The sequence below is a fragment of the Arthrobacter sp. UYCo732 genome, assembly GCF_040547265.1.
Lineage (GTDB): Bacteria > Actinomycetota > Actinomycetes > Actinomycetales > Micrococcaceae > Arthrobacter.
On record NZ_JBEPPJ010000017.1, the window covers coordinates 45,802 to 72,339 of the forward strand.

Below are 26,538 nucleotides of genomic sequence, written 5' to 3' on the forward strand. Positions count from 1 at the left end.
GCCGAAGCCATTCCGCGCAGGAGTGTCGGATTTGTCACACCGGGGGCTTGAAAAGGTGCCCCTCGCGGGGCGATAGTCGGAACAACGGGTTAAGCAGCGGCCCTTCGAATCACACTCACTGGCCAGGTCTGGGGGCGTGGCATGTGATCCTCAAGGAGGAAAGCGTGCGGATAGGACTTATTGCAGCACCATGGATTCCGATTCCCCCGGCCGGATATGGGGGCATAGAGAGGGTTGTGGATTCCCTTGTCCGGGGGTTCATCGCCGCGGGCCACGAAGTGCTGCTGGCCGCGGCATCCGACAGCACCTGTCCTGCACAGATGGTGCCAGGCATGAGGCCATCAGAGCCGGCTGAACTGGGGATTTCCCTCTCAGAGCTCAGCCATGTCATCAGGGCCTATGCCGGCCTGGCCCACGTGGACATCATCCACGACCACACGCTGGCCGGCCCGCTGATGGCCCGGCGGGGTTCCGCCGCCCCAGTGGTGACCACCATCCACGGCCCACTTACGCCGGCGTCGGCCGATTTGTACCGCGCCATGGCCGGTGACACGGCCATCATCGGAATCTCACGTGACCAGGCCTCCCGGGTGCCGGACGTCCCTATCACCAGGGTTATCCATCACGGAATGGATGTCGCTGCCGTGCCGATCGGTTCGGGGAAAGGCGGTTATGCGTGTTTTGTCGGCAGGATGTGCCCGGACAAGGGCGTGGTTGAAGCGATCCTGATCGCGCGCCAAGCAGGCATTCCGCTCCGGATTGCAGCCAAGATGCGCGAGCCCCAAGAGATCGAGTACTTCCGCTCCGTTGTGGAGCCGCTGCTCGGATCCGACGAGGAGTTCCTGGGCGAGTTGGGGGACGCCGACAAGTTCCGGCTGATGGGTGACGCGATGGCGTTCCTCAACCCAATCCAGTGGTCAGAGCCTTTCGGCCTCGTCATGATCGAGTCACTGGCAACAGGAACTCCGGTGGTGGGGACGCCAATCGGATCCGCGCCGGAAATTGTGGACCACGGCCGGACCGGATTCCTGGCGCCGACCGAAGAACTGCACGGCTTCCTTCCCCTCGCTGCATCGCTCGACCGGTCGCACTGCAGGGATCGTGCGCTAAAGCTTTTCAGCACGGAGAGGATGGTGGCCAACCATCTGGACCTCTTCTCAAAACTCGTGGAAGAGAGTCAGCGGGCAGGGCTACCGGATGATACCTACGAGGACCAGAATCGAATACGGGGAGCAGTGAGCCGGACGCCGGAATCCGGCCCAATGTCCATCCGGCGGCACTGAGGAAGGAGCACTCCATGACTGCTTGGAATGCCGATACGGAAGCCGATGTTGGCGGGGCCGGCGCAGTGACTTTGGTGGAGGGGTCCTCCTTCTGCATCTCCTCCCACAGCGGCGACATCAGCCCCGAGGGCGGAACCAACGGGGCGTTCTACCGCGATACCCGGGTTGTGTCCCGGTGGATACTGCGCATCAACGGCGCCCTCCGCGAGCCTCTGGTGGCTCAGCGGCCGGATGCGTTCGAGGCGGCCTTCGTGGGCCGGGCCAAGTGGCCGGACGGCCGGTTCGACAGCCCCCTCGTTGTCCGTCAGCAACGCCACATCGGACCGGGCCTGCAGGACGACATCACCCTCGAAAACTATTCCTCGGAGGCCGTCGACTGCGAGATTGAACTCCTGGTGGACGCAGACCAAGCCGACCTGTTCGACGTCAAGGGCGGCCGCCCGATCAGCGAGGACAGCCTGACGCGGAGCGTCAAAGGCGCAGAGTTGGTGGTCGAGACCGTCCGGAACGGACAGCGGCGCGGCTCGGCAGTCCGCGCTTCGGGGGCCGAAGTCGCCGTTGACGCGCTGCGGTTCCACGCGCATATCCCGGCCAGAGGCAAGTGGTCCACCAGCGTCATTGTGGTGCCCCTGATTAACGGAGAAGGTCCCGCGGACCCGTTCACGGAAGCGGGCTTGCCACAGCACCGGACCGGCGTTCAGCGGCACCGGGCGTGGGAGGAAAACGTTCCGCGCATCTCTGTCGGCGACAGCAACATCGAAGCTACCTTGCAGCGCAGCCAGTCCGACCTGGGGTCTTTGCGGATTTTCGACGCCGAGCATCCTGACCGCGCGGCCGTTGCCGCCGGCGTGCCGTGGTTCATGGCGCTGTTCGGCCGTGATTCCCTCCTGTCCTCCTATATGTCACTGCTGGTGGACTCGACGCTGGCAGTGGGAACCCTCCAGACCCTGGCAGCCATCCAGGGAACAAGGGTCGACATCGATTCCGAGGAAGAGCCCGGCCGCATCCCGCATGAAGTCCGTCTGGGGGTCACCGCGGGACTATCGCTCGGGGGGAGCGCGTATTACGGCACGGCCGACGCAACACCGCTGTTTGTGAGCGTTCTGGGTGAGCTGAGCCGCTGGGGACTGTCTGATGACGTTATCGATTCGCTGCTTCCACATGCAGACCGGGCGCTGGAATGGATTGAACAGTACGGCGACCGGGACGGTGACGGCTTCGTGGAGTATCTGCGGCCCAACACCCACGGGCTCATCAATCAGGGGTGGAAGGACTCCTGGGACGGAATCAATTTTGCCGACGGGCGCATTGCTGAACCTCCCATTGCGCTGTGCGAGGTGCAAGCCTACGTCTATTCCGCCTACGTGGGGCGCTCGCTGCTGGCGCGCTCGCAGGGCGACGCCGGGACAGAGGAGCACTGGGCGCGGCGGGCCGCCGCCCTCAAGGTGTCGTTCAACGAGAAGTTCTGGATGCCTGGCAAGGGCTACTATGCGGTGGCACTGGACAAGGACAAGAATCCTGTGGACTCTTGCACGTCGAACATGGGCCATTGCCTGTGGGCGGGCATTGTGGACCGGCAGAAGGCGTCGGCTGTGGTTGAACACCTGATGTCACCCAAAATGTTCACTGGCTGGGGAGTCCGCACGCTGGCATCGGATATGGCGGCGTACAACCCCGTCAGCTACCACAATGGCTCGGTGTGGCCACACGACTCCGCCATCGTGGCTACCGGGCTGATGCGCTATGGCTACGTGGCGGAGGCCAAGCGGTTGGCGCGGGGCCTCTTCGACGCTGCCACCCATTTCGACGGTCAACTGCCGGAATTGTTCTGTGGCTTTGACCGCAGTGAGTATTCGGGGCCCGTGCCATACCCGACGGCGTGTTCCCCGCAGGCGTGGGCAGCCGCCGCTCCCATCCAGCTCGCCAGGATCCTGCTGCGCTTTGATCCGGACTTTACCCGTGGCGTTGTCCATCTGGCCCCGTTCCTGGCCGAGGACAAGGGCGACTTCAGGGCTGACAACGTGCGGCTGGGACACTCCAGAATCTCCATCACCGCCCGGGGAACGGAAGGCCACATTGAAGGCCTTCCCCAGGGTCTCAAGCTGGTCCACGAACCTCGTCCGCCCCTGGACGAAGGTCTGGGTGGAAACGCCACGGACTAAGGGACAGCGCGTTCCATCACAAAGTCGTGTTCCACGGTGCTTCCCAGCCGGAAGGACTTGCTGCCCACCTTGCGGAAGCCGGACTTTTCGTAGAACCGGATGGCCCGGGCATTCTGGCTGTTGACGCCCAGCCAGATTCCGGCCGCGCCGGATGCCGTGGCTGCCTGGATGCTGGCGTGCATCAGTTCCGCGGCGGCGCCCAGCCCGTGATGCTCCGGGTGGACATAGCATTTGCTGAGCTCGATGGCCGGCCTGATGGTCAGCGCCGCCGCGACGTCCGGATCCTGCGCGGGACGGTTGACCAGGAGGCTGTAGCCGCGGAGGCCGCCGTCGGCGTCGATCACCAAAATGGTGATGCCGGGGTCGGCGAGATATGCGCGGAAGTGCTCCTCACTGAGCGTGTTGGCCAGGTGGGCAGCGATGTCCTCCGGTGACGACGACGGCGGGCACGCCAGCGGAAAGGTGACTGCTGCCAATTCGGCGAGCGGGCCGGCGTCGTCCGTGGTTGCCTTTCTTATGGTGGAACTCATGCAGGGATTCTACGTGCGCTTTATCCGAGTTTTTGTCCAGATAATGCCCCGAAATGGCACTTTTGCCCGCATTATCTGGACAAAAACTCCTAGGTCTGGGTGGTGAAGGCTGCGTCGAACGAGGTAGTCGAGGGCGGGAAGTCGAACTTTTTCAACGCAGCAAGAGCTTCGGGGGCGCCGTGGAGGCGGTCCATGCCGGCGTCTTCCCATTCAACGGAGATGGGGCCGGTGTAGCCGATCGCGGTGAGGGCCCGGAAGGACGATTCCCAGGGGACATCGCCGCGGCCGGCGGAGACGAAATCCCAGCCGCGGCGCGGGTCGCCCCACGGAAGGTGCGAGCCCATGACGGTGTTGCGGCCGGTGGGGCGGAGCTTGGTGTCCTTGCAGTCAACGTGGTAAATCCGGTCCTTGAAGTCCCAGATGAACGAGACCGGGTCGATGCCCTGCCACATGAAGTGGGACGGGTCCCAGTTCAGGCCGAACGCTTCGCGGTGCCCGATCGCTTCGAGGGTGCGGACGGTGGTCCAGTAGTCGTAGGCGATTTCGGAAGGGTGGACTTCGTGGGCGAAGCGGACACCGCATTCGTCGAAGACGTCCAAAATGGGGTTCCAGCGGTCCGCGAAGTCCTGGTAGCCGGCCTCGATCACTTTTTCCGGGACCGGCGGGAACATGGCCACGTACTGCCAGATTGAGGAGCCGGTAAAGCCAACGACGGTGTCCACGCCGAGTGCCTTGGCGAGCCGCGCGGTGTGTTTCATTTCCTCCGCGGCGCGCTGCCGCACGCCTTCCGGATCGCCGTCGCCCCAAACCTTTGACCCAACGATCGCTTGGTGGCGGAAGTCGATGGGGTCGTCGCAAACGGCCTGACCCTTGAGGTGGTTCGAGATGGCCCAGACTTTGAGGTTGTACTTCTCCAGGACGGCGAGCTTTGACTCGACGTAGCCGGGTTCGTCCCAGCGCCAGACGTCCAAATGGTCCCCGGAGACGGCGATTTCCAGACCGTCGTAGCCCCAGCCGGAGGCGAGCCTGGCGACTTCCTCGAACGGGAGATCGGCCCACTGGCCGGTGAAGAGGGTGTACGGGCGGGGCATGTCAGGCTCCTTGCGGATCAGATGCGGGCGCGGAGTTGGCCGGCAGTTGGATGAGCGCGCTTTTCGCGGCGGCGGATTCCTCCACGGCATTCAGGATGTACTGGACGTTGAGTCCTTCCTCGAACGATGGTGACGGTGCGCGGCCCGTGGCTATGGCTGTGAGGAAGTCGCGGACCTGGTGGGTGAAAGTGTGTTCCCAGCCGATGACGTGGCCCTGTGGCCACCACGCCTTAAGGTACGGGTGCTCGGGCTCATTGACCAGGATGCGGCGGAAGCCTTGCTCTCGGACAGGTGCTGCGGCATCCAGGAAGCCAAGTTCGTTGAGGTTCTCCAGATCGAACAGGATGGTGCCCTTGTCGCCGTAGATTTCCAGCGTCAGCGAGTTTTTCCTGCCGGTGGCCACCCGGGAGACTTCCACAGAGGCGATGGCGCCGGAAGCAAGGGACAGCGTGGCCCAGGCGGCGTCGTCGACCGTCACCTCCTCCAGTCCGTCCACCCCGGGGCGGCGGTCCACGAAGGTGTGCAGACGGCCGGTGACCTCGGTGACCTTGTCCGCGAGCAGGAACAGCACCTGGTCGATCGCGTGGGAGGCGATGTCCCCAAGGGCGCCGGACCCGGCGGTTTCCTTGCGGAGCCGCCAGGTCATGGGGGCCTGATCGTCGCTGAGCCAGTCCTGGAGGTAGGCGGCGCGGACGTGCCGGATGGTTCCCACCCGGCCTTCGGAAACCAGTTCCCTGGCCAGGGCGAGGGCAGGGACGCGCCGATAGTTGAACCCGATCATCGACTGGATGCCCTTGGCCCGGGCGGCTTTGGCCGCTGTTGCCATGGCTTCAGCCTCGGCAAGGGTGTTCGCGAGCGGCTTCTCCACGAGCACGTGCTTCCCGGCCTTGAGCGCCGCGACGGCGATCTCGGCGTGCATCCAGCCCGGGGCGCAGATGTCCACGATGTCGATGTCGTCCCGGCTGATCACTTCCCGCCAGTCGGTGGCCGTTTCGGTCCAGCCGTAGGTGGCGGCTGCCTTGGCCACCGCTTCGGCGTCACGTCCCACGAGTACTTTCTGCTCGAAGGCCGGGACGTCGAAGTAGCTGGCGACGTTCCGCCAAGCGTTCGAGTGGGCCTTGCCCATGAATGCGTAACCGATCATCGCGACGCCGAGCGGGCGATCGGACGGGTGTGCGGGGGTGGTCATGAACTGGTTCCTGCTTGCTTTCCTAGAGCGTTGCGGTTTCCGGTGCCCAGTCTTCGGGCAGTCCTGCGGAGGGCGAAGCGGAGCTTCCGACGTCGACGAACGTGCCGGAGTCCATGGATTCGGTGATGGCGACCATGCTGTCCAGGACGTGGTAGGCCAGGTTACCGGTGGCACGGTGCGGAACTCCGGCGCGGATGGACCGGGCCATGTCCAGCACGCCCATGCCGCGGCCGTTCGACGGCCCGGACGCCGGGATGGTGGTCCAGTCCTCGTCGCCGGCGCGCCAGAGCCGGACGTCGCCGTCGAAATAGTTGGGGTCCGGGACCGACAAGGTGGCCTCGGTACCTGTGATTTCCACGAAGCCCATCCGCACGCGGGGCGACTCGAAGGAGAACACGCTGTGCGAGGACGCGCCACTCTCGAACTGTGCCATCGCGCTGACATGCGTGGGGACCTCGACCGTGAACTCCTCGCCGGCCTTGGGCCCGGAACCGATGACGCGGACGTCTTTGGCCTTGGAGCCGACGGCGGCCACCTTGCGGATGGAACCGAACGTCTGGACGAGTGTGGTGAGGTAGTACGGGCCCATGTCAAAGAGCGGCCCGGCGCCGGACTGGAAGAGGAATGCCGGGTTGGGGTGCCAGGACTCCGGGCCGGGCGTCTGAAAGGTGGTCATCGCCGTCAGGGGCGCACCGATGTCGCCGCGCTGGATCACGCGCAGGGCCGTCTGCAGGCCGGCGCCGAGGAACGTGTCCGGTGCGCAGCCCAGGCGGATGCCGGCGGCGTCGGCGGTTTTCAGGAGGCCGAGACCGGATTCGCGGTCCAGGGAGAAAGGCTTCTCGGTCCAGACGTGCTTGCCCGCGTTGACGGCGGCGGTGGCAACCTCGACGTGCGCTGCCGGGATGGTCAGGTTCACGATGATTTCGACGTCGGGATGGTTCAAGGCCGCGTCCACACCGCCCCACTCCGCGATGCCGTACTCCTTGGCGCGTGCCTCTGCTGCCTCCTCGAACAGGTCCGCGATGACGTGGACTTTCAGGTCCGGGAACACGGTGAGGTTGTCCAGGTACTGCTTGCTGATGTTCCCGGCGCCGATGACCGCGATGCCCACCGGCCCGCGGTCTGAAGACTTCGCGGCTGCGTGGGTGGTCATGCGCGTGCTCCCTCGGCTGCCGTCGCGGAGGCGTCGTTATTGTTCAGGTATGCCAGGCTTTCGGCGATGCCTTCAAAGATGTCGCCAGCGTAGTCGTCGAATTCCACCACGCCTACCTCCAGGGATGTGGCGGCCGCGATGACGTCCAGCACGGGTACCTTGCCCCGGCCCGCCGGCAGTTGCGCTTTGGTGTCGGTGTTCAGGGGGCCGTCCTTGATGTGGATGAGCTTCACCCGGTCACCGAGTTTCGCCAGGATGTCCACCGGGTCCTGGCCGCCAACGGCCACCCAGTACGTGTCCACTTCCAGGACCAGTTCCGGATCCAGCAGATCGGCGAAGAATTCCAGTGCCGTGCGGCCCTCAATACTGGACTCCAGTTCCCAGGCGTGGTTGTGGTACCCGACCCGGATGCCGTATTCGGCGCCCTTTTTGGCTGCGGCGTTGAGCCCGGCCGCAGTGGCCTGGATGTCCTCGGCGGTCTGCCAGCGGTCCGCAGGGATAAACGGGTCAATGACGGTGGAGATCCCGAGGTCTTTGGCGGCGGCGAAGATCTCATCCTGGTCCTGGCTCAGCAGCGGAGCGTGCCCGGACGGCGCCGTGAGGCCGTTCTCCTTCAGCGCGGCGCCGAGTTCCTTGGCCGTGGCCACGAAGTTGTAGGGCTCCACCTGGGTAAAGCCGATCTCCGCGACCTTGCGGATGGTGCCGGGCAGATCCTCCTGGATGGCGTTGCGGAGGGTGTAGAGCTGGATCGAGTAAGACATGGGTACTCCTCAGATGAAGACGGTTCAACTAAAACTAGAACCACTTTTGTCGACCGTCAAGCAATAGTTGTATGTCTGTCGGTTTTCTTTATCTGGCGTGACATGCAGAAGGACGATGTGTTACTCATGATCCATGAGCCTTACTCCCAGACGCGAGCCCGCCGCAGCCGACATCATCGGGAGTTTGTCCCGCGCCGGGGACCTCTTCCAGCTCCTGCGGGACGGCAAGGCCCGCACGCGGGCTGAGCTCGCCCTCAGCACCGGACTGGCTCGTTCCACCGTTGCCGCGCGCATCGACGCACTGATGGTTTCGGGCCTCGTGGGCCCCGCCGGTGAGGCGCTTTCCAGCGGCGGCAGGCCGCCGTCGCGCTTTGCCTTCAACCCTTCGGCGCGGCTGGTGTTGGCGGTGGACGTCGGGGCAACACATGTGGTCGTGGCTGTGACGGACCTTGGCGGAAAGATCCTCGCCGAGCACCGGTTGGCCCTGCAAGTGGCGGATGGACCCGAAACAGTCCTGGATCAGGTCGTCGCGCAGGGCAAGGAACTGCTGGCAGTTGCGGGGCGCAGCGCCGAGGAACTGGCCGGGATCGGGATCGGCTTGCCGGGCCCGGTGGAGCACGATACCGGCCGGCCGGTGAAGCCCCCCATCATGCCTGGCTGGGACGGGTTCGACGTTGTCCGTTATGTTCAGCGGTCCCTGCCGGTGCCAGTGCTGGTGGACAACGATGTCAATATCATGGCACTGGGGGAGCGGGCCTCGCATTGGTCCGAGCACAGCAACTTCTTCTTTGTAAAGGTCGCCACCGGAATCGGATCCGGCATCATCAGCAACGGTGAACTGCAACGTGGCGCCAACGGCACCGCGGGCGACCTGGGGCACGTCCAGCTGGCGCGCGGAGAAGACGTCCTGTGCGCCTGCGGCAACTACGGGTGCCTCGAGGCGCTCGCATCCGGACCTGCCATCGCTCGCGCGCTCCGGCAACAGGGGCTCGACGCCACCAAAGGCGCGGACGTGCTGCGGCTGGCAGCGGCCGGTAACATGCAGGCCATCCAGGCGCTCCGTCAGGCAGGCCGGGACATCGGCGACGTTCTGGCCACCGTAGTCAACCTGCTCAATCCGTCAGTCATAGTTGTGGGTGGCAGCATCGGTGAATCCGGTGAGCATCTGGTGGCCGGAATCCGGGAGGTGGTCTACCGGCGCTCTCCACCGCTGGCGACATCCCACCTGCGCATCGGCATCTCCATGGCCGGCCAGCGCGCTGCGGTCCTCGGGGCGAGCCAGATGGTCACCCAGCACGTCCTTTCGCCGGCAGTCGTGGAGGCAACCCTCGCCGGGAGTGCCATTACGGGATGAGCCTGGCAGAATCGCTGGAGTTCAACCAGGAGGGACGCGTTCCGGGCTTCGTGTCCGCCGACGATCACGACCTCGCCGTCTGGGCTCTCGGACAGTAGGTGCCGGCATACCCCGTCACCCGGTAATGACCCGCACCGGCGAACCGGCCAGCCATGCCCTGACGTCTTCGAAAGCGCCACCGTAAAACTGCCCGTAACTCTCCTGCGTAACGTATCCGAGGTGCGGTGAGAGCACAGTGTTCGGCGTGCTGAGGAGAGGGTGGGCCGGCGTGATGGGCTCAGCGTCAAACACGTCCAGGGCGGCTCCCCGGATCCAGCCCTCGTTCAGGGCGCGCACCAGGGCGTCCTGCTCAACAAGGGGACCCCGCGATGCGTTCACCAGAAGGCCTTCCGGGCCAAGGAGCCTCAGCTCCGGCTCGCCCACGATCCCCTCGGAACGGGGAGACAGCCGCAGATGGAGGGTGGCGACGTCGGAATTCCGGAAAAGGTCCGCTTTACTGACTTTCTGGACTCCGGCGTCGGCGGCGGCCTCTCCGGTCAGGTTCTGGCTCCAGGCACGTACTTCCATTCCGAACGCCTGCCCGTAGGCGGCAATTCGCCGCCCGATTTTGCCCAGGCCCACAACACCCAAGGTTTTGCCGGACAGCTCCATCCCCACGGAAGTTTGCCACGTGCCGGCCCGCAGCGAGTTCTCCTCGGCCGGGAGGTTCCGGGCCAGCGCCAGGAGCAGGGCCCACGTCAGTTCCGGGGCGGCGGTAAGCGAGCCGGGCGTGCCGCAGACGGTGATGCCAAGGTCTTCTGCCGCGGCCACGTCGATTGCGGCGTTGGCCATGCCGGTGGTCACCAGAAGCTTGAGGCCTGGCAGTTGCTCCAGCACGGAGCGGGGGAACGGGGTCCGCTCCCGCATCGCCACGACGATCTGGAACCCGGTAAGCGCTGCCGCGAGGGCGTCCTCGGACTGGAACGGTTCCCGGAAGACGGACGTGGAGACGCCATTCTTTTCCAGGGCGGACCAGTCGGCGAAGCCGTGCGCCACGTCCTGGTAGTCGTCAAGGATGGCAAGCCGTTGCTGCATGTCTGTTCCTTTGTCCAAGGTCTGCGTGGCGAATACCGTGCACTCCGGTGGGCGGGGTGGCGTGGGTTTATCGTATGCCAGGGCGTTGCTCGGAGTTTTTGTCCAGATAATTCGCGATTCCGTCCTTTTTGGGAGCGTTATCTGGACAAAAACTCAATGACGTCCGGGCGTGATAGCAATGGGAGGTGATGAAATCATTCTTATACCGCGCGGATATCTCGTGAGCGGACAGTTCCTTGCGAAGGTTCCAAAGGCCTGGATCCTGCTCGCCTGCATCGGCCTGCTGGCGCTCAACCTGCGCGGACCCTTCGTAGCCGTCGCCCCCGTGGTGGACCTGATGCAGACGGACCTCGGATTTTCCCCTGTCATGCTGGGCCTGCTGACCAGCATCCCGGTGCTGTGTTTCGCGGTGGCCGCCCCGCTGGCCTCACTGACCACCCGGAAACTCGGCGCCGAGTTCGCCGTCTCCCTTACCATCCTGGGCGTGCTGGCCGGCGTCATTGTCCGCTCGGCTGGCGGCGCGGGGCCGGTGGTGGTGGGTACGGTGATGATCGGCCTGGCCATCACGGTGGGTAACATCGCGGTGCCGTTGATTATCCGCCGTGACTTCTCCCCGTGGCGGCAGGGAACCGCCATGGGCGTGTACACGGCGGCGTTGAATATCGGGTCGTTCCTGACGTCGATGGTCACGGCGCCCCTGGCCGAGCTTGCCGGTTGGCGGGTGGCTCTGGTGTCTGTGGGCATCCTGGCGGTGGTGGCCATTGTTTTCTGGACGCTCGCCGTGGGTGCCCGCACCGCGTTTGTCCCGTCCGGGGCCGTAGTCAGCGGCGGGCAGGAGCATTCCCCTGTCAGCGGATCCGGCTGGATTACTGCCGGGCTGACCCTGGGTTTCGCCGGCCAGGCCTTTTCCTATTACGCGGTGACTGCGTGGCTGCCGAGCTACCTCCACGATGAGCTGGGCATGTCCGCCTCGGAGGCGGGAGCGGGTTCGTCGTTGTTCCAGATCTTCGCGATCGTCGGTGGCCTGGGAGTGCCGTTCGCGGCCAAGTACTTCAGTACGACGACGACGGCAGTCACCGTGGGGCTCCTGTGGACGGCCGTGCCGGCCGGGCTGCTGCTGGCACCGCAGCTGTGGTGGCTGTGGTCCACTTTCGGCGGCATCGCGCAGGGCGGCGGGATCACGCTGATCTTCATCGCCATCATCAAACTGGCCCGGGACCAGGCGTCCGCCGGCCGGATGTCCGCCACGGTCCAAGGATTGGGCTACTGCTTCGGGGCGGTGGCCCCGCCGCTGGTGGGGTTCGTGCACGACGCCTCGGGTTCCTGGACTCTGGCGCTGTTGGTCATTCTGGGTTCCGTGCTGATGTTCTTCGTCTGCACAACGCTCTCTGTGCGGCTGGTGCCGAAAGGACGCTGACGCGCCCCGCCGTCGTCGTCCGGCCGCTTACCGCACTTCCTTCCCTCTCTCAGATCCTGCAAGTGAGAGAGCGCCGGCGAGTGCACCCGCCTGGGTAGGCGTGTCCCGTTGTCGCCTCATTTCTGGAGGGGTGTTCCGTCGCCGGGCCGGCTCCCCGGATCTCGGGGTGCCTGTTGCGAAGGGCGTGCCTGCCCGGCTGACGGAAATCTGTGCGGCTTTAGGCCGCGGTGAGCTCTTCCGGGGTTGCCTTTTCCCGTGCCTCGGTGAGGTAGCGGGCGTAGGCGGGGAGGGTCAGGAAGGACGGGAAGTCCTGGCTGAGGGTGACTTCCTCGAAGATGTCGCGGGCGTCTTCGAAGCGGTCGCCGTCGAAGCGTTCCAGGCGTGCGAACTCTTCGTCGAGCAGCTCCTCGATCCAGTGGTGGGTGATGATTTCGCCGTGGTCGGTGATGGCGCTGGCGAACATCCACTGCCACAGCTGTGAGCGGGAGATTTCCGCGGTGGCGGCGTCTTCCATGAGGTTGTGGATGGCCACGGCACCGTTCCCGCGCAACCAGGACTCGATGTAGCGTAGGCCCACCTCGATGTTGTTCCGGATGCCCTGCTCGGTGATGGTGCCTTCGGTGGCGGCCACGTTGATGAGGGCGGCGTCGTCCGGGGTGACGTCCTCGCGGGTGCGGTCCAGCTGGTTGGGTGTGCTGCCCAGGATGGAATCGAACACCTCGCGGCAGACCGGCACCAGGTCCGGGTGGGCTACCCAGGAGCCGTCGAAGCCGTCGTTGGCCTCGCGGGTCTTGTCCGCGCGGACCTTCTCGAACGCGTTGGTGTTGGCTGCTTCGTCCCTACGGTTGGGGACCGCGGCGGCCATCCCGCCGATGGCCATGGCGCCGCGCTTGTGGCAGGCACGGACCAGCTGTTCGGTGTATGCCCGCATGAACGGCTGGGTCATGGTCACCTGGGCGCGGTCCGGCAGGACGAACCGGGGGCCGCGGGTGCGGAAGTTCTTGATCAGAGAGAAAATGTAGTCCCAGCGGCCGGCGTTCAGGCCCGCGGCGTGGTCCCGCAGTTCGTAGAGGATCTCCTCCATTTCGAACGCGGCGGTGATGGTCTCGATCAGCACGGTGGCGCGGATGGTGCCCTGCGGGATGCCGAGCAGGTCCTGGGCCAGGATGAAAACGTCGTTCCACAGGCGTGCTTCGAGGTGGGTCTCGATCTTCGGCAGGTAGAAGTACGGGCCCTTGCCCTGGGCCAGGAGGCGCCGGGCGTTGTGGAAGAAGAACAGGCCGAAGTCCACGATGCCGCCGGCCACGGGAGCGCCGTCGATAATCATGTGCTTCTCGGGCAGGTGCCAGCCGCGGGGGCGGACCACGATGGTGGGCAGTTCACTGGCCGGGCGGAGCTTGTACTCCTTGCCCTCCGGCGACGTGAAGTCGATCCGGCGTTCCAGCGCATCGGTGAGGTTCAGCTGGCCCTTGATGACGTTCCGCCACGTGGGGGTGGAGGAATCCTCCATGTCCGCGAGCCACACCTTGGCGCCCGAGTTCAGCGCGTTGATGGTCATTTTCTTATCCACCGGTCCGGTGATCTCCACGCGGCGGTCCTCCAGGCCGGGAGCGGGGGGAGCGACGCGCCACGACGGATCGTTGCGGATGTCCTCGGTCTCGCGGAGGAACCCGGGGTCCTGTCCGGCGGCGATCTCGGCGCGGCGGGTCCGGCGCGCCTGCAGCAGTTCCTGCCGCCGACCGGCCGTGGCCCGGTGCAGCCTTGCGACAAACTCCAAAGCATCCGGAGTAAGTACCTCGTCCTGCCGGCAAATGGGCTGTGCGGTCAAGGTAATGCCGTTGATGGCGAAGTTGTCAGTGAAGGTGTTCATTTCAATCTCCTTAAAGACTAAAAGGGGAGTTCGACGGCAGGCAGAGGATCGTCCGGTCCGCCGGCGGACGCACGCGCCGCCGTCGAGCGCTAAGTTCTAGTGGAACTGGCCTTCCTCGGTGGATCCCACCAGGGCAAGGGTGGATGCGTTCGGGTTGAGCGCAGTAGCAATGTCGTCGAAGTAGCCGGTGCCGACTTCGCGCTGGTGCTTGGTCGCGGTGTAGCCGCGGGACTCGGAGGCGAATTCCTTCTCCTGGAGCTCGACGTAGGCACTCATGCCTTCACGGGCGTAGCCGTGGGCGAGATCGAACATCGAGTAGTTCAGGGCGTGGAAGCCGGCCAGGGTGATGAACTGGAACGTGAAGCCCATGGCGCCGAGTTCACGCTGGAACTTGGCAATGGTGGCGTCGTCCAGGTGCTTGCGCCAGTTGAACGACGGCGAGCAGTTGTAGGAGAGCATCTGGTCCGGGAAATCGGCCTTGACGGCTTCGGCGAACTTGCGGGCGAGTGCGAGGTCCGGGGTGCCCGTCTCCATCCAGATGAGGTCGGAGTAGGGGGCATAGGCCTTGGCGCGGGCGATGCAGGGTTCGATGCCGTTGCGGACCTTGTAGAAGCCTTCCGGGGTACGGACCGGCTGTCCCCCTTCGCGGAGGACGAATTCCTGGTCGCGGGGATCGACGTCGGAGGTGATCAGGGTGGCTGCCTCGGCGTCGGTACGGGCGATGACGACGGACGGGGTACCGGCGACGTCGGCGGCCAGGCGGGCGGCATTCAGGGTGCGGACGTGCTGCTGGGTGGGAATGAGCACCTTGCCGCCGAGGTGGCCGCACTTCTTTTCGGAGGCGAGCTGGTCTTCCCAGTGCACGCCTGACGCGCCGGCCTGGATCATGGATTTCATGAGTTCGTAGGCGTTCAGCGGACCACCAAAGCCGGCTTCGGCGTCGGCGACGATCGGGACCATCCAGTCCTCAACAGTCTGGACGCCTTCGGAGAACTCGATCTGGTCCGCGCGGAGCAGAGCGTTGTTGATGCGGCGGACCACTGTGGGAACCGAGTTGGCCGGGTACAGCGACTGGTCCGGGTAAGTGTGGCCGGAATTGTTGGCGTCGGCGGCGACCTGCCAGCCGGAGAGGTAGATGGCGCGGAGGCCCGCCTTGACCTGCTGCACAGCCTGGTTGCCGGTCAGGGCGCCCAAAGCGTTGGTGTACCCGCCGGTCTTGTGCTCTTCGGTGAGCTGCTTCCACAGCTTCTCGGAACCGCGGCGGGCCAGCGTGTGTTCTTCGGAGACCCGGCCGCGGAGTTTGACGACGTCCGTTGCCTTGTAGTCACGGGTCACACCTTGCCAGCGGGGATTGGCGGACCACTCGAGCTCCAAGGCGGCGGCCTGCTCTTCGGGCGTCTGCTGGGTGGGCTCAAATGCTGCAGTCATCGTTGTCTCCTTGATTTGTGCTCCGGAATCGTGGGCGGGAACCGCGCCGTCGCGGTCCCCGCAGGCTGTCCCGGTGCGGTGTTTCTTTCCGTGATCTCCACTTTTCAGCACTTCCAAACACTTCTCTAGAGGAAAACCGTGGAAAGAAATGCGTTTCTTCGCGTATCCTCAAGAAATGTCCCCTTCAAGCTGGAGCCGCGAAGTTGCACCGCCGCCGTCGTCCGCTGCCTCCCCGGAACTGGACGTCATCAGCCTTGGCCGCCGCGTGCGTCATCTGCGCAAGCAGGCCGGCTACACGCTCGATGACCTGGGCGCCGCCGTCGGGACCGCCCCCAGCCAGTTGAGCCTGATCGAAAACGGCAAACGGGAGCCCAAGCTGTCCCTGCTCCAAGGGCTGGCCGCGGCCCTGAACGTGAGCATCGATCAGCTGCTTGGCGCCGAGCCGCCCAACCGGCGTGCGGCACTGGAAATTGAGCTGGAACGCTACCAGCGCGGACCCCTGTATGAGTCACTGAACCTGCCCAAAATCCGCATCAGCTCGCGCCTCCCGCTCGATGTTCTGGAGGCACAGGTGGGGCTGCTGCACGAGCTCGAACGCAAGCTGAACGAGCAGGTGGCGACGCCGGAAGAAGCGCGCCGCGCAAACGGTGAACTGCGTGCCATGATGCGAGAGCGCGGCAACTATTTTCAGGAGTACGAGGCTGAGGCCCAGAAGGTGCTCGGCCTGGTGGGTTACACCGCTGGACCGCTCAGCCAGCACGTGATCGCCGACATCGCCGAAAAGCTCGGATTCACCCTCCACCACGTGGGCGATCTGCCGCATTCCACCCGTTCGGTAACCGATTTGAAGAACCACAGAATTTACCTGACGCAGAGCCAGCGGCAGGACCACGACCCCCGTTCGGTCCTCCTGCAGGCGCTGGGGCACTACGTTTTGGGGCATGAGACGCCGAAAAACTACGGCGACTTTCTGGCCCAACGGGTTGCGACAAACTACTTCGCGGCAGCGCTGCTGTTGCCGGAGCATGCCACTGTGGACTTCCTGCAGAAGGCCAAGGCCGCCAAGGAAATCGCCGTCGAGGACATCCGGGACGCCTTTGCCGTCTCCTATGAGACCGCGGCGCACCGCTTCACCAACCTGGCCACGCGGCACCTGGGCATCACCACCCACTTCCAGAAGACCCACCAGAGCGGCATCATCTATAAGGCCTACGAGAACGACGGCGTGACGTTCCCGATGGACCATACCGGCGCGATCGAGGGCCAGCCATCGTGCAAGGCGTGGACGTCGCGGGCGGTGTTCGATGTGCCGGACAAGTTCAGCGCCTACAGCCAGTACACCGACACACCCTCAGGAACATATTGGTGCACCGCACGGACTGAGCGCTCGGCCAACGGCGAGTTTTCGTTGTCGATCGGGGTGCCGTACCAGCATGTTAAGTGGTTCCGCGGCCGGGAAACCACGGCCCGGGAAAAGTCCACGTGCCCCGATCCGAACTGCTGCAAGCGGCCGCCCGCTTCGCTTGCATCCGAGTGGGCCGGCAACGCCTGGCCCTCCGCCCGTGCGCACTCGCACCTGCTCGCCGCGATGCCGCCCGGCGCGTTCCCCGGTGTGGACGAGACCGAGGTGTACAGCTTCCTCCAGGCCCACTCGGGGAGCTGACCCGAGCTCCGGCGTCCGGCCAATCAGGCTCCAGCCGTTCCCGGCCGGAGGGCAAGGAATGCATCTTCGATGCCTCCAACCTCGCGGAGTTCTACCGTGGACGCGCCCAGAGCGTGGCGTCCGGTGCACCGGCCCCGCTGGGACCGGGCCCTGTCTGGTCACCGGGGGCCCGCAAGGAAGCTGGAGAAGCGTCCATGAGGACCTACAGCCCGCGCCCTGAAGAACCGACGGTACCCCGGTGAAACCCGTGGCAGCTCAGCCGGCGGTCGATCTTCGGGTCACGACGTAGGAGGTTCTGAGATGTACAGCGATATCGGGCGATTCAGCACAGCGCCCGCTGCCGGCGACAGAGAGATACCTGTCGGAAGGTCGGCGGAAGAGCAGAAGCCACTAGAACTGGTCTACGGCTCAACCGATGGGTTTCCTGCTGGAGCAGGTACTCCTCGGCATCGACCTGCGCGGCGCCCGACGATTCGGCCGCCTGGACACTGACTGGAACCACGGGATTCTCTTGGGTTTCATTTCTCGCAAGTCATAAGTTCCGCGCCTTTTGCGTGGTGCGGTGCAGCCGTGGCTTTGATGGGCACCCCTCACGCATGGACGAGAGTGCTGACGGGGTAGCGATGACGCGCCAGGTCCGCCACGGCTGTCACAATTCGTTTCCAAACACTTTCTGGCCGGATTTAGCGAAATGTCTTGACAGTGGCGTACATCACTCGTATCTTGATTATGGGATCCCAATTTGGGATCCCAAAGACGGGAGCTAACCGGTGCGCTCCTGTTTGTACGCGAGTTTCAGCTTTTGTCCCCGTACCCGCTGGCCGATTCCCTTGCCTTCCCGGGCCGCCAGTTCCCATCCGTACCTTCCCCCCATCCGTAAACTTCCCCGTGAAGGAGAAGCTGTGTCCATTCCACACACCGAAACAGCGGCGTCGTCCCTTGAAGGCCCGTCCACAGATGCAACCACGCTCGAACCACAGAAGGACGGGGTGCAGCGCCGCACCAACGTCCGCTGGAAAATGTTCCTGCTCCTGCTGGTCCTCGTCGCCGTGAATTACATCGACAGGGGTTCCATCTCGGTGGCCCTGCCGATCATCCAGAAGGAATTCAATCTCGCCCCCGAGCTGGTCGGCCTGCTGCTGTCCGCCTTCTTTTGGACCTACGCCCTGATGCAGATCCCGGTCGGATTGTTGATTGACAAATTCGGGCCCCGCAGGGTCATGACCGCGTCCTGCATCGGCTGGGGTGCGGCTACGGCCGCCTCCGGTATGGCAGGCGGCTTCCTAAGCATGTTCATCGCCCGCATGGGCATCGGCGTCACCGAGGCGGGCGTGATGCCCGCCGGCGGAAAGCTGAACGCCATCTGGATGCACAAGTCCGAACGTGGCCGCGGTGCCACCATTCTGGATGCAGGTGCTCCCCTCGGCGCCGGGCTCGGCGGCATCCTTATCGCAGGGCTGATTGCATCGACCGGAAGCTGGCGCTGGTCCTTCGTGATTGCAGGTGCTGCCACTGTGCTCATGGGCCTGGCCGTCTGGTGGTACGTCAGGGACAATCCCCGCGAACACCGCGGCGTCAACGAAGCCGAAGCCGCCTACATCGAGGCCTCCCACGCAGCAGAGGACGCTGAGGCGAAGCTCGACGGCAGCCAGGGCAAACGGGCCCTGCTCCCCTACCTGAAGTTCCGGTCTTTCTGGGCCATGTGCTTCGGCTGGCTGGGCTTCAACGGCGTTTTTTACGGCTTGCTGACGTGGGGGCCGCTGTATCTGGCCCAGGCCAAGGGCTTTGACCTTAAGACCATCGGCTGGTCCACCTTTGTGATTTTCGGGGCCGGTTTTGTCGGAGAAATCCTCGGCGGCACCATCGCGGACAAGTGGCGCAACTCCGGAGCCTCGGCCAACCTCGTTATGCGGACCCTCCTGGGCATCTCCAGCGTCGTGGTGATCGGCGGACTCATCGGAGTGACCGTTGTTGCCGACTCGACGACCGCCGTTGTTCTGCTGTCAGTGGTGATGTTCTTCCTCCGCTGGGTAGGTTTGTTCTGGAGCATCCCGTCCATCCTCGGCGGCCGGACGAACGCCGGCGTCCTGGGCGGCGCCATGAATTTCAGCGGCAACATCGCCGGCTTCGTCACCCCCATAGCCGTGGGCCTGATCGTGGGCGCCACCGGTTCCTACACCTGGGCGCTGCTGTACTTCGTGGGATCCGCAATCATCATGGGCGCCTCGGTGCTGACGCTGAACTACAACAAGCGCCTGCCTGTCTAAGCTAGCGAGATGCACCTGTTCCTGAAGCCGGGAACGCACTGCCACAAAAGAACCCGAATGGAGCATCATGCTTGCCGCAGAAAAATCCCAGGACAAGGAACGCCCCCTCCGCGAGGCTGTCCGGGATACGCTCCGCACGAGGATCTTTGAGGGGCATTACGTTCCCGGCACCAGGCTGGTGGAGCGGGACCTAGCCGCCGAGTTCAACGTGTCGCGCCTTCCCATCCGGGAAGCGCTGCGCATGCTGCGCCAGGAAGGTCTCATCAGTGACCGTGGTGCCCGCGGAGTCGAAGTCAGTACGCTGAGCCCCAAGGATGTCGAGGATCTCTTCGACGTCCGGCAGTCACTTGAGGTACTGGCTTGCCGTCTGGCCGCGGCCCGCGCCACCGCCGAAGACCTCGACGGCCTCAAAAGTTTGCTGGACGAGGCCGACCGCTGCCTGGCCATGGGCGCGGTCATGGACGCCCACCGGGCGAACAGCGAATTCCACGATGCCATCACCCGGATCGCGGACAACGGCTTCCTCAAGTCCGCGCTGGAACCCCTTCAGGGCCGGATGCACTGGCTCTTCCGCCATGTGAGCGACCTGCCGGAACTCATCGAAGAGCACCGGGCCCTCTATACCGCCATCGCCAGCGGCGACCCGGATCGCGCAGCCATCCAGTCGGCGTCGCACATCGACAAATATCGTGACCAATTTCCGGAGGACTTCCGCCGGACAGAACCCACCCTTCATCGGAAGACCTTATGAAACTTCTTGTTATCAACCCCAATATCAGCGAGGACGTTACCGCCCTGATCGAAGCTGAGGCCCTGCGCTCTGCCTCCGCTGGAACCGAACTCGTGGTCCGCACCGCCGGTCATGGTGTGGAGTACATTGAAACCCGTTTTGAATCGCTGATCGCAGCGAGCGCGGTGGCCGAAATTATTGCCGAATATACCCAGGTCCCGGGCCTGATCGACGGCGTCGTCGTGGCCGCTTTCGGCGATCCAGGCATGCCGGCGCTGAAGGAACTCGCCGATGTCCCCGTTATCGGGATTACCGAGGCGGCCCTCTGCGCGGCGGCCCTGCAGGGACACCGCTTCTCCATCATTGCCATCTCGGACCGGATCCGGCCGTGGTACCTGGACTGCGTGGAACGCTTCGGCCTTGGTGGCCGACTGGCATCGATCCGCTCCATCAACGAGTCCTTGAACGGGATCGGCTCCGTGCAGCAGGACTTCAAGGAAACCCTGCTGGCGCTGAGCCGGCAGGCCGTCGCCGAGGACGGCGCCGACGTCGTGATCCTTGCCGGGGCGCCGCTCGCCGGGCTGGCCCGCGAACTTCGAGGCCAGATCCCGGTTCCGGTGGTGGACGGCATCTCCGCCGGCATTCGCATGGCGGAGGCCGTCGTCGCCCTGGATTCCGGTCTCCACCGCGCCGGCGCCTTCGCGCCGCCGCCGGCAAAAGACCGCCGCGGCCTCACCAAGGCCCTGGACGCCGCCCTCACCACCGCGCAGAACCCCGCCCGCAGCGCCAGCCGCCAGCCGGCCACGCCCGCACCGGCCAACTAGTTACTTCAAAACTTAGGAGGACCACCATGTCCGACACCCCAGAACTCGTCATCGCCAATGGCACCGTGGTCAACAGTTTCGGCCGCCAGCAGGTCCACGTTGTGATCCGGGAAGGCCTTATCCATGAGCTCGTGGACGCCGCCGAGCCCGTCCCCGCCGGCACGCGTATCATCGATGCCGCCGGCCGGCTCGTTATCCCCGGCGGCGTCGACGGACACTGCCACGTCGCCCAAATAACCGGGCGGTTCCGCACCCTCGATGACTACCGGACCACATCGACCGCCGCCCTGTGGGGCGGCACAACCACCATCATCGACTTCGGTATCCCCCGCGATGCCCGGGAAACCCCGCTCGCGGCCGTCCTGCACAAAAAGGAACTGGCCCGGGAGTCCCGCTGCGACGTCGCACTGCACGGCTCAGTGGTCAGCTGGGACGAAACGGTGCCGTGGCAACTGGAGCAACTAGCCGCCGAGGGCGTCCGGTCCGTGAAGATGTACACCACCAACCGCGGCACCACCATGGCCAACGGAGACACCATCCTCAAGGTCATGCGCGAGATGGTCCGGCTGGACGGCCTGACCTACATCCACGCCGAACACGACCCCATCATCGCGGACTGCACCGCGCAGCACGCCGACGACGGCCGGATCGGCATCGAACACCTGCACCGCACCCGCCCCGAATTGGCTGAAGAAGTCTCGGTCAAGGAAATCCTGGCCATGGCCGCATACACCGGCGCCCCCGTCTACTTTGTGCACCAGTCCACCCCGGGCGCCGTGGACCTGGTCACCGAGGCCCGCAGCCACGGCCAGGAGGCCTACTCCGAAACCTGCCCGCACTACCTCACCCTCGACGACAGCGTCTACGGCTCGGTAATGCCGGAGTGGTACGCCTGCTGCCCGCCCATGCGCAGTCCGGAGACGGTCGCCGCGCTCCGGAAACGGCTCGCCGACGGCGCCATCGACACTGTCGCCTCCGACCACTCCTGCTACGACCTCACACAAAAGCGGGAACGAACCGACGACATCCGCGAAATGCCCCACGGGCTCCCGGGCGTCGAAACCCGGATGCCGGTCACCTTCACCGCCATGACCTCCGCCGGGGCCAGCGTCGAAGACTTCGTAGAAGCGTTCTCCGCAGCACCGGCGCGTATAAACGCTGTTCCAGGCAAGGGGCGCATCGCGGAAGGATTCGACGCCGACCTGGTCATCTTCGACCCCGCCGAAGAGCGCACCGTGGACGGCAACGCACTCCACATGGGCACCGACTTCTCCCCGTTTGACGGCAAGGTACTGGCCGGCTGGCCCGCCACCGTCATTTCTGCCGGTCATGTGGTGCTCGATGCCGACGGTTTCCACGATCCAGGGGCTGTTGGCCGCTTTGTGGCCCGCGACGGCTTCCGGCAGCACCAGTCCAACGCCCCCTTCACGCACGCCGCCACTCTTTAGGACACCCGATGCCATCAACAACCCGACCCCGTCGGATCGGCATGATCGTGCCATCCTCAAACACCTGCCTTGAGCCCCAGACCTACCGCATCCTTGGGGACCGGAGGGACGTCACTATCCATTTCACCCGCATCCCTGTCACCCGGATAGCTTTGGACGACTCGTCGGACCGGCAGTTCGACCCAGCAGTCATGCGGGAAGCCGCGCAACTGCTTGCGACGGCGGACGTGGACGTGATCGCCTGGAACGGGACCTCCGGTTCCTGGCTGGGTGCGGCCCACGATCAGGAGCTGGTCAAGGAAATCACAGATGCCACCTGCGTTCCCGCCACCACCTCCACACTGGCGTACCTGGAAGCGTTCCGGACACTCGGCACGGAACGGATCGGCCTTTTCACGCCATATACCGAGGATGTAAATCACGAGGTAATCGCTTCCTACGAGCGGGAAGGGATCAAGACAACCGGCCACCGGGCACTGGGCTTAAGTGACAACGAATCCTTCGCCCGAGTTACCGCGGAGGAGATGAGGCCAGGCTCCCTGGAACTCGCAGCTACCGCCCCCGACGCACTGGTCTACCTGTGCACCAACCTCTACGGCGCCAACATCACGGCCGAAATCGAAGAAAGCACCGGAATTCCCGTCCTGGACTCCGTGGCCGTAACGCTCTGGCACGCCCTTAAAATCGCGGGCGCACCCCTCCTGGACCCGCGCTGGGGCAAACTGCTGACATAGCAAGAGCCATCGGCGACCTTGCATAAACCACAACTTGAAGCGTCGATGACACCTCCCGGGCTACCCTCTCGTGGCCCGCGAGCCTTCATACCAGCAACTTCTAAGATCCGTATAGCCCATATCCAGACGGGAGCGTCACCGGGAGCTCTCCGGGTGACGCGCCCGTCGGGGTAAGAAGTTCCGCTTGAGCTCCCGCTGCGATGGTAGTGCGTTTGCCGGATGGCGGCAGCGTCCCAAATGAAGGTCGTGCCAGCAGTTGCCCTCTGAGGGGCCGATGACAGCCCTGCAGCGCGAGCGCCGCCGGAAACGTACTAGGCGTGCCCGGGGAAAGACGGACCCCGCCGGGTGGGGCATCTTCCCGCCGACCGCCCGGAATGCTACACATGACCTTGGCCCGTCACACCAGGGGTGGCTGGCAAAATGTGGAATATCCGACGTTAAGGTTTTCGGATCGTCGCCGTGGCCGGTATTTGCCGGGTTGCTGTGGTTGGGTCGTGGCCAGGTGCAGTCTCCGGTGAGGTTGATGTCTTCCCAACCCAGGAGCGGGAGGAATCGCAGGGGGTCCGGGTTTGTGGTGTTGCCCCGCTGTCCGAGGTGGTGATGGTGCGGTCGCGGTAAACCGTTTTCCAGAGGAGGACGGCTTCGTTGAAACATCCCCCCGCCGGGGTGCGGCGGTGCGTCGGCTCACGCTCACCGATGTCAACGAACTCTTTGACGTCCGGCTCTGCCTCAAAACTTTCGCGGCACGCACCGCATCGGTCCGCGTCGCGGAGGGGCAATCCCTGAAGCCACTTTTCGGCCGCATGCGCTGGATCTTCGGCCTCGCCCACAACCGCAGCAACGAGCTTCAGCGTGACGAGCACGTGGAGTTCTGCGGCGCCATCCTCAAAGGCCGGCCCGATTTGGCCTATTCCCTGGTGTATTCGCATATCGAACTTGGCCGTGAACCGGTCCTTGCCGGGCTCGCCCACACGCTCGCGCCATAGGCGGCCCAGTGCCCCACCGCAGGCTTCACGCCGGCCGCAGTTGCAAACAATGGCTGGCAGTCGCCTTTCGACTGGTTCTGTCCGGCAATGACGCCTTGCTATGTCAACGTCGTTCAGGACCACTGGGCCGGCGAACGGAAGCTGATCGGCTCCGCTGACTTTCCAATCGAAAACTGCCGTGATGTTGCTCCTTTCCGCCCACCGTGAGTGCCTCAGCAAGGACCGCCTGGATGGTGGGCAGCCGGAGGCTCGGACGGGCCGGGTCCACGGCCGCGGTCGCAGCCTCCGGTGTGAGCCCGTGGCGGCGGCGCGGGGAGTGCTGGAAACGATGACGGGGTTGGTCGAACTCATGAGATGTTCTCTTGCACAGTCGGGACTGGTGGTGTCGTTCTGCGGCTGAGGAGGTCATAGCCTGCCATCGAGGGTGGGTGCCGGTTATCCGGCGGCAGGCCAGCAACGGCAGCTGCCGAATTGGCCAGCCAGAGCTGGGTGAGGCTGACAAGTCGGTGCTCACGCAGATCCGTTGGTGCACCGGAAACGCATTCGGGCCGGACCCACCACCGGGCCCCGGTGTCGGACCGGGCGGGCAGACTATATTGGCCAGTGTCAGCTCATCGATCCATCTCGCGGGAGCGTGCACCATGGCCAAGGAACTAGCCACCCAGCTCGTCGAACAACTCCAGGCTGCCGGCGTGCAGCGGATCTACGGGATCGTCGGCGACAGCCTGAACCCGATCGTGGACGCCGTCCGGAAGACCGGCGGCGCCGTCAAGGGCGGGATCGACTGGATCCACGTCCGGCACGAGGAAGCCGCCGCCTTCGCTGCCGCCGCGGAAGCCCAGCTGACCGGCAGGCTGGCGGTCTGCGCAGGATCCTGCGGCCCGGGCAACCTCCACCTGATCAACGGACTGTACGACGCGAACCGGTCCGGGGCTCCCGTGCTGGCCATCGCCTCGCACATCCCCAGCAAACAGATCGGCAGCAGCTACTTTCAGGAAACCCATCCGGACCGGCTCTTCAACGAATGCTCGGTCTACTCGGAACTGGTCAGCACGGCCGAGCAGGCGCCGCGCGTGATGCACAGCGCCATCCAGCATGCTGTCGGCATCGGGGGAGTCGCCGTCGTCACACTTCCCGGCGATATCGCCGGACTTGGAGCGGCAGCCGAAGCACCGCTGCCTGCCACCTTCCGGCGCGCCACGCTCACCCCGGACCCCGCCAGCGTTCGGCAGCTGGCCGATGCGATCAATGAAGCCGGAAAGGTGGCGATTTTCGCCGGCGCAGGCGTTGAAGGTGCCCACGACGAACTGATCTCGCTCGCGGAACTGATCAACGCCCCCATCGGCCACTCGCTGCGCGGCAAGGACTTCGTCCAGTACAACAACCCGTACGACATCGGAATGACTGGCCTGCTGGGCTACGGCGCCGCTGCCGAAGGGATCGAGGACGCTGACCTGCTGATTCTGTTGGGCACCGACTTTCCCTACGACCAGTTCCTGCCGGAAACCCGGACCGCCCAGGTGGACCGGGCAGCCCACCGGCTGGGCCGGCGGACCGACGTCGACGTCGCAGTCCACGGCGACGTGCTGCCCACCCTCGCCGCCCTGATGCCGTTGCTGAAGCCAAAAAAGAGCCGCCGGTTCCTGGACCAGATGCTCAAAAAGCACGACAGGCTGATGAACAAATCTGTGCGCGCCTACACCCGCAAGGTGGAGAAGAAGCAGCCGATCCACCCCGAATACGCGGCGTCCCTCTTGGACCAGGTAGCGGCTGAGGATGCCATTTTCACTGCGGACACCGGCATGTGCAACGTCTGGACCGCCCGGTATATCAACCCGCTCGGCACCCGCCGGCTGATCGGCTCCTACCTGCACGGGTCCATGGCCAACGCGCTCCCGCACGCTATCGGCGCGCAGCTGGCCTTTCCGGGCCGGCAGGTGGTCTCCGTGTCCGGTGACGGCGGCCTGTCCATGCTGCTCGGCGAGCTCATTACGGTCGCCGCCCATAAACTGCCCGTCAACGTGGTGGTCTTCAACAATTCGACGCTGGGTATGGTGAAGCTCGAAATGCTGGTGGACGGGCTTCCCGACTTCGGCGTGGACGTGCCCGACGCCGACTACGCCGCCGTCGCCCGGGCCCTGGGTTTCCACGCCGTACGGGTCACGGAGCCTACACAGATCGAGGGGGCATACCGCGCAGCGTTCGCCCACCAGGGCCCCTCACTGGTGGAACTGATCACCGATCCCCAGGCGCTCTCGATTCCGCCCAAGGTTTCTGGGTCCCAGGTGCTCGGTTTCACCACGGCCATGTCCAAAGTGGTGCTGAACCGCGGTGCGGGCGAGGCCGTCAGCATGGCCCGCAGCAACCTGCGGAACATTCCCCGGCGATGAGTTCGGCCGCCCCTCCAGACGCTCTCGGAGATCCTGCAGGAAAAACCTAAACGCTCTCTCACTATCTTATGAAAGTGAGAGAGCGTTTGGAAAACCTGCATTAAGTGAGAGAGCGTCCGGGGTGGGGTGGGGACTGACTTAGCGCGCGCCGCCCTGCCAGAGGCAGCCGTCCCGCTCGAAGCGG

General features: G+C 64.8%; 21 protein-coding genes. 13 read left to right on the forward strand and 8 right to left on the reverse strand.

What is annotated here, in order from left to right; all coding sequences use genetic code 11:
* Window positions 1-164 precede the first annotated feature (164 nt).
* Window positions 165-1,283: a glycosyltransferase family 4 protein gene (locus tag ABIB45_RS17575; protein ID WP_354217131.1), complete on the forward strand. Its 1,119-nt coding sequence runs from the start codon at window positions 165-167 to the stop codon at window positions 1,281-1,283.
* A 14-nt stretch (window positions 1,284-1,297) separates the two neighbouring features.
* Window positions 1,298-3,445 (forward strand): amylo-alpha-1,6-glucosidase, encoded by a 2,148-nt coding sequence (locus ABIB45_RS17580; protein ID WP_354217133.1) that lies wholly within the window; start codon window positions 1,298-1,300, stop codon window positions 3,443-3,445.
* Here ABIB45_RS17580 and ABIB45_RS17585 read toward each other — a convergent pair.
* From ABIB45_RS17585 to ABIB45_RS17605, 5 genes are all read right to left on the reverse strand, one after another.
* Window positions 3,442-3,975, reverse strand: coding sequence for a GNAT family N-acetyltransferase (locus ABIB45_RS17585; protein ID WP_354217135.1), 534 nt, complete (start codon window positions 3,973-3,975; stop codon window positions 3,442-3,444). The genes ABIB45_RS17580 and ABIB45_RS17585 overlap by 4 nt on opposite strands.
* 89 nt (window positions 3,976-4,064) lie before the next feature.
* A complete protein-coding gene (locus ABIB45_RS17590) occupies window positions 4,065-5,066 on the reverse strand; it encodes a sugar phosphate isomerase/epimerase family protein (RefSeq protein WP_354217136.1) in 1,002 nt (333 codons plus the stop codon).
* 1 nt (window position 5,067) lies between these two features.
* A complete protein-coding gene (locus ABIB45_RS17595; RefSeq protein WP_354217137.1) occupies window positions 5,068-6,255 on the reverse strand; it encodes a Gfo/Idh/MocA family protein in 1,188 nt (395 codons plus the stop codon).
* A gap of 22 nt (window positions 6,256-6,277) precedes the next feature.
* The gene (locus ABIB45_RS17600) at window positions 6,278-7,408 is read right to left on the reverse strand and encodes a Gfo/Idh/MocA family protein (RefSeq protein ID WP_354217138.1); all 1,131 of its coding nucleotides are present in this window, start codon (window positions 7,406-7,408) and stop codon (window positions 6,278-6,280) included.
* Window positions 7,405-8,169, reverse strand: a complete 765-nt coding sequence (locus ABIB45_RS17605) for a sugar phosphate isomerase/epimerase family protein (protein WP_354217139.1) — start codon at window positions 8,167-8,169, stop codon at window positions 7,405-7,407. The genes ABIB45_RS17600 and ABIB45_RS17605 overlap by 4 nt, the downstream gene beginning before the upstream one ends.
* Window positions 8,170-8,302: 133 nt before the next feature.
* On the opposite strand from ABIB45_RS17605, the gene ABIB45_RS17610 reads away from it, so the two are divergent.
* Window positions 8,303-9,523, forward strand: a complete 1,221-nt coding sequence (locus ABIB45_RS17610) for an ROK family transcriptional regulator (RefSeq protein ID WP_354217140.1) — start codon at window positions 8,303-8,305, stop codon at window positions 9,521-9,523.
* Between the two features lie 114 nt (window positions 9,524-9,637).
* On the opposite strand, the gene ABIB45_RS17615 is transcribed toward ABIB45_RS17610, so the two are convergent.
* On the reverse strand, window positions 9,638-10,597 hold the full coding sequence (locus ABIB45_RS17615) for a D-2-hydroxyacid dehydrogenase family protein (protein ID WP_354217141.1): 960 nt from the start codon (window positions 10,595-10,597) through the stop codon (window positions 9,638-9,640).
* A gap of 178 nt (window positions 10,598-10,775) precedes the next feature.
* Here ABIB45_RS17615 and ABIB45_RS17620 point away from each other — a divergent pair, with 178 nt between their 5' ends.
* Window positions 10,776-12,014 carry an MFS transporter gene (locus tag ABIB45_RS17620; RefSeq protein ID WP_502914544.1) on the forward strand — a complete coding sequence of 413 codons (1,239 nt, stop codon included), beginning with the start codon at window positions 10,776-10,778 and terminating at the stop codon, window positions 12,012-12,014.
* Window positions 12,015-12,231: 217 nt separating this feature from the next.
* Here the strand turns inward: ABIB45_RS17620 and aceB are convergent, their stop codons facing one another.
* Together aceB and aceA are read right to left on the reverse strand one after the other, a co-directional pair.
* Window positions 12,232-13,884: a malate synthase A gene (gene aceB / locus ABIB45_RS17625; protein ID WP_354217143.1), complete on the reverse strand. Its 1,653-nt coding sequence runs from the start codon at window positions 13,882-13,884 to the stop codon at window positions 12,232-12,234.
* Between the two features lie 96 nt (window positions 13,885-13,980).
* Entirely contained in the window at window positions 13,981-15,312 is a 1,332-nt protein-coding gene (gene aceA / locus ABIB45_RS17630; RefSeq protein WP_354217144.1) for an isocitrate lyase, read from the reverse strand.
* A gap of 148 nt (window positions 15,313-15,460) precedes the next feature.
* Here aceA and ABIB45_RS17635 point away from each other — a divergent pair, with 148 nt between their 5' ends.
* The 9 genes from ABIB45_RS17635 to ABIB45_RS17685 all read left to right on the forward strand — a co-directional run bounded on the left by ABIB45_RS17635 (window position 15,461) and on the right by ABIB45_RS17685 (window position 26,354).
* A complete protein-coding gene (locus tag ABIB45_RS17635) occupies window positions 15,461-16,975 on the forward strand; it encodes a helix-turn-helix domain-containing protein (protein ID WP_354217145.1) in 1,515 nt (504 codons plus the stop codon).
* A 415-nt stretch (window positions 16,976-17,390) separates the two neighbouring features.
* The gene (locus ABIB45_RS17640; RefSeq protein ID WP_354217146.1) at window positions 17,391-17,513 is read left to right on the forward strand and encodes a hypothetical protein; all 123 of its coding nucleotides are present in this window, start codon (window positions 17,391-17,393) and stop codon (window positions 17,511-17,513) included.
* A gap of 364 nt (window positions 17,514-17,877) precedes the next feature.
* Entirely contained in the window at window positions 17,878-19,242 is a 1,365-nt protein-coding gene (locus ABIB45_RS17645) for an MFS transporter (RefSeq protein ID WP_354217147.1), read from the forward strand.
* A gap of 67 nt (window positions 19,243-19,309) precedes the next feature.
* Window positions 19,310-19,993, forward strand: a complete 684-nt coding sequence (locus ABIB45_RS17650; RefSeq protein ID WP_354217148.1) for a GntR family transcriptional regulator — start codon at window positions 19,310-19,312, stop codon at window positions 19,991-19,993.
* The gene (locus ABIB45_RS17655) at window positions 19,990-20,796 is read left to right on the forward strand and encodes an aspartate/glutamate racemase family protein (RefSeq protein ID WP_354217149.1); all 807 of its coding nucleotides are present in this window, start codon (window positions 19,990-19,992) and stop codon (window positions 20,794-20,796) included. The genes ABIB45_RS17650 and ABIB45_RS17655 overlap by 4 nt, the downstream gene beginning before the upstream one ends.
* Before the next feature lie 26 nt (window positions 20,797-20,822).
* The gene (locus ABIB45_RS17660) at window positions 20,823-22,244 is read left to right on the forward strand and encodes an amidohydrolase family protein (protein ID WP_354217150.1); all 1,422 of its coding nucleotides are present in this window, start codon (window positions 20,823-20,825) and stop codon (window positions 22,242-22,244) included.
* Between the two features lie 8 nt (window positions 22,245-22,252).
* Window positions 22,253-22,978, forward strand: a complete 726-nt coding sequence (locus ABIB45_RS17665; protein ID WP_354217151.1) for a maleate cis-trans isomerase family protein — start codon at window positions 22,253-22,255, stop codon at window positions 22,976-22,978.
* Window positions 22,979-23,652: 674 nt separating this feature from the next.
* Window positions 23,653-23,964, forward strand: a complete 312-nt coding sequence (locus tag ABIB45_RS17675; protein ID WP_354217173.1) for a GntR family transcriptional regulator — start codon at window positions 23,653-23,655, stop codon at window positions 23,962-23,964.
* 641 nt (window positions 23,965-24,605) lie between these two features.
* Complete coding sequence (locus tag ABIB45_RS17685) at window positions 24,606-26,354, forward strand: pyruvate dehydrogenase (RefSeq protein WP_354217152.1); 1,749 nt, start codon at window positions 24,606-24,608, stop codon at window positions 26,352-26,354.
* Window positions 26,355-26,538 lie beyond the last annotated feature (184 nt).

Bases quoted from the DNA above. Each gene is read 5' to 3' on its own strand.
- ABIB45_RS17580 (WP_354217133.1), top strand. From the start codon at position 1,298: ATGACTGCTTGGAATGCCGATACGGAAGCCGATGTTGGCGGGGCCGGC.
- ABIB45_RS17585 (WP_354217135.1), bottom strand. From the start codon at position 3,975: ATGAGTTCCACCATAAGAAAGGCAACCACGGACGACGCCGGCCCGCTC.
- ABIB45_RS17590 (WP_354217136.1), bottom strand. From the start codon at position 5,066: ATGCCCCGCCCGTACACCCTCTTCACCGGCCAGTGGGCCGATCTCCCG.
- ABIB45_RS17595 (WP_354217137.1), bottom strand. From the start codon at position 6,255: ATGACCACCCCCGCACACCCGTCCGATCGCCCGCTCGGCGTCGCGATG.
- ABIB45_RS17600 (WP_354217138.1), bottom strand. From the start codon at position 7,408: ATGACCACCCACGCAGCCGCGAAGTCTTCAGACCGCGGGCCGGTGGGC.
- ABIB45_RS17605 (WP_354217139.1), bottom strand. From the start codon at position 8,169: ATGTCTTACTCGATCCAGCTCTACACCCTCCGCAACGCCATCCAGGAG.
- ABIB45_RS17610 (WP_354217140.1), top strand. From the start codon at position 8,303: ATGAGCCTTACTCCCAGACGCGAGCCCGCCGCAGCCGACATCATCGGG.
- ABIB45_RS17615 (WP_354217141.1), bottom strand. From the start codon at position 10,597: ATGCAGCAACGGCTTGCCATCCTTGACGACTACCAGGACGTGGCGCAC.
- ABIB45_RS17620 (WP_502914544.1), top strand. From the start codon at position 10,776: ATGGGAGGTGATGAAATCATTCTTATACCGCGCGGATATCTCGTGAGC.
- aceB (WP_354217143.1), bottom strand. From the start codon at position 13,884: ATGAACACCTTCACTGACAACTTCGCCATCAACGGCATTACCTTGACC.
- aceA (WP_354217144.1), bottom strand. From the start codon at position 15,312: ATGACTGCAGCATTTGAGCCCACCCAGCAGACGCCCGAAGAGCAGGCC.
- ABIB45_RS17635 (WP_354217145.1), top strand. From the start codon at position 15,461: ATGCGTTTCTTCGCGTATCCTCAAGAAATGTCCCCTTCAAGCTGGAGC.
- ABIB45_RS17640 (WP_354217146.1), top strand. From the start codon at position 17,391: ATGGGTTTCCTGCTGGAGCAGGTACTCCTCGGCATCGACCTGCGCGGC.
- ABIB45_RS17650 (WP_354217148.1), top strand. From the start codon at position 19,310: ATGCTTGCCGCAGAAAAATCCCAGGACAAGGAACGCCCCCTCCGCGAG.
- ABIB45_RS17655 (WP_354217149.1), top strand. From the start codon at position 19,990: ATGAAACTTCTTGTTATCAACCCCAATATCAGCGAGGACGTTACCGCC.
- ABIB45_RS17660 (WP_354217150.1), top strand. From the start codon at position 20,823: ATGTCCGACACCCCAGAACTCGTCATCGCCAATGGCACCGTGGTCAAC.
- ABIB45_RS17665 (WP_354217151.1), top strand. From the start codon at position 22,253: ATGCCATCAACAACCCGACCCCGTCGGATCGGCATGATCGTGCCATCC.
- ABIB45_RS17685 (WP_354217152.1), top strand. From the start codon at position 24,606: ATGGCCAAGGAACTAGCCACCCAGCTCGTCGAACAACTCCAGGCTGCC.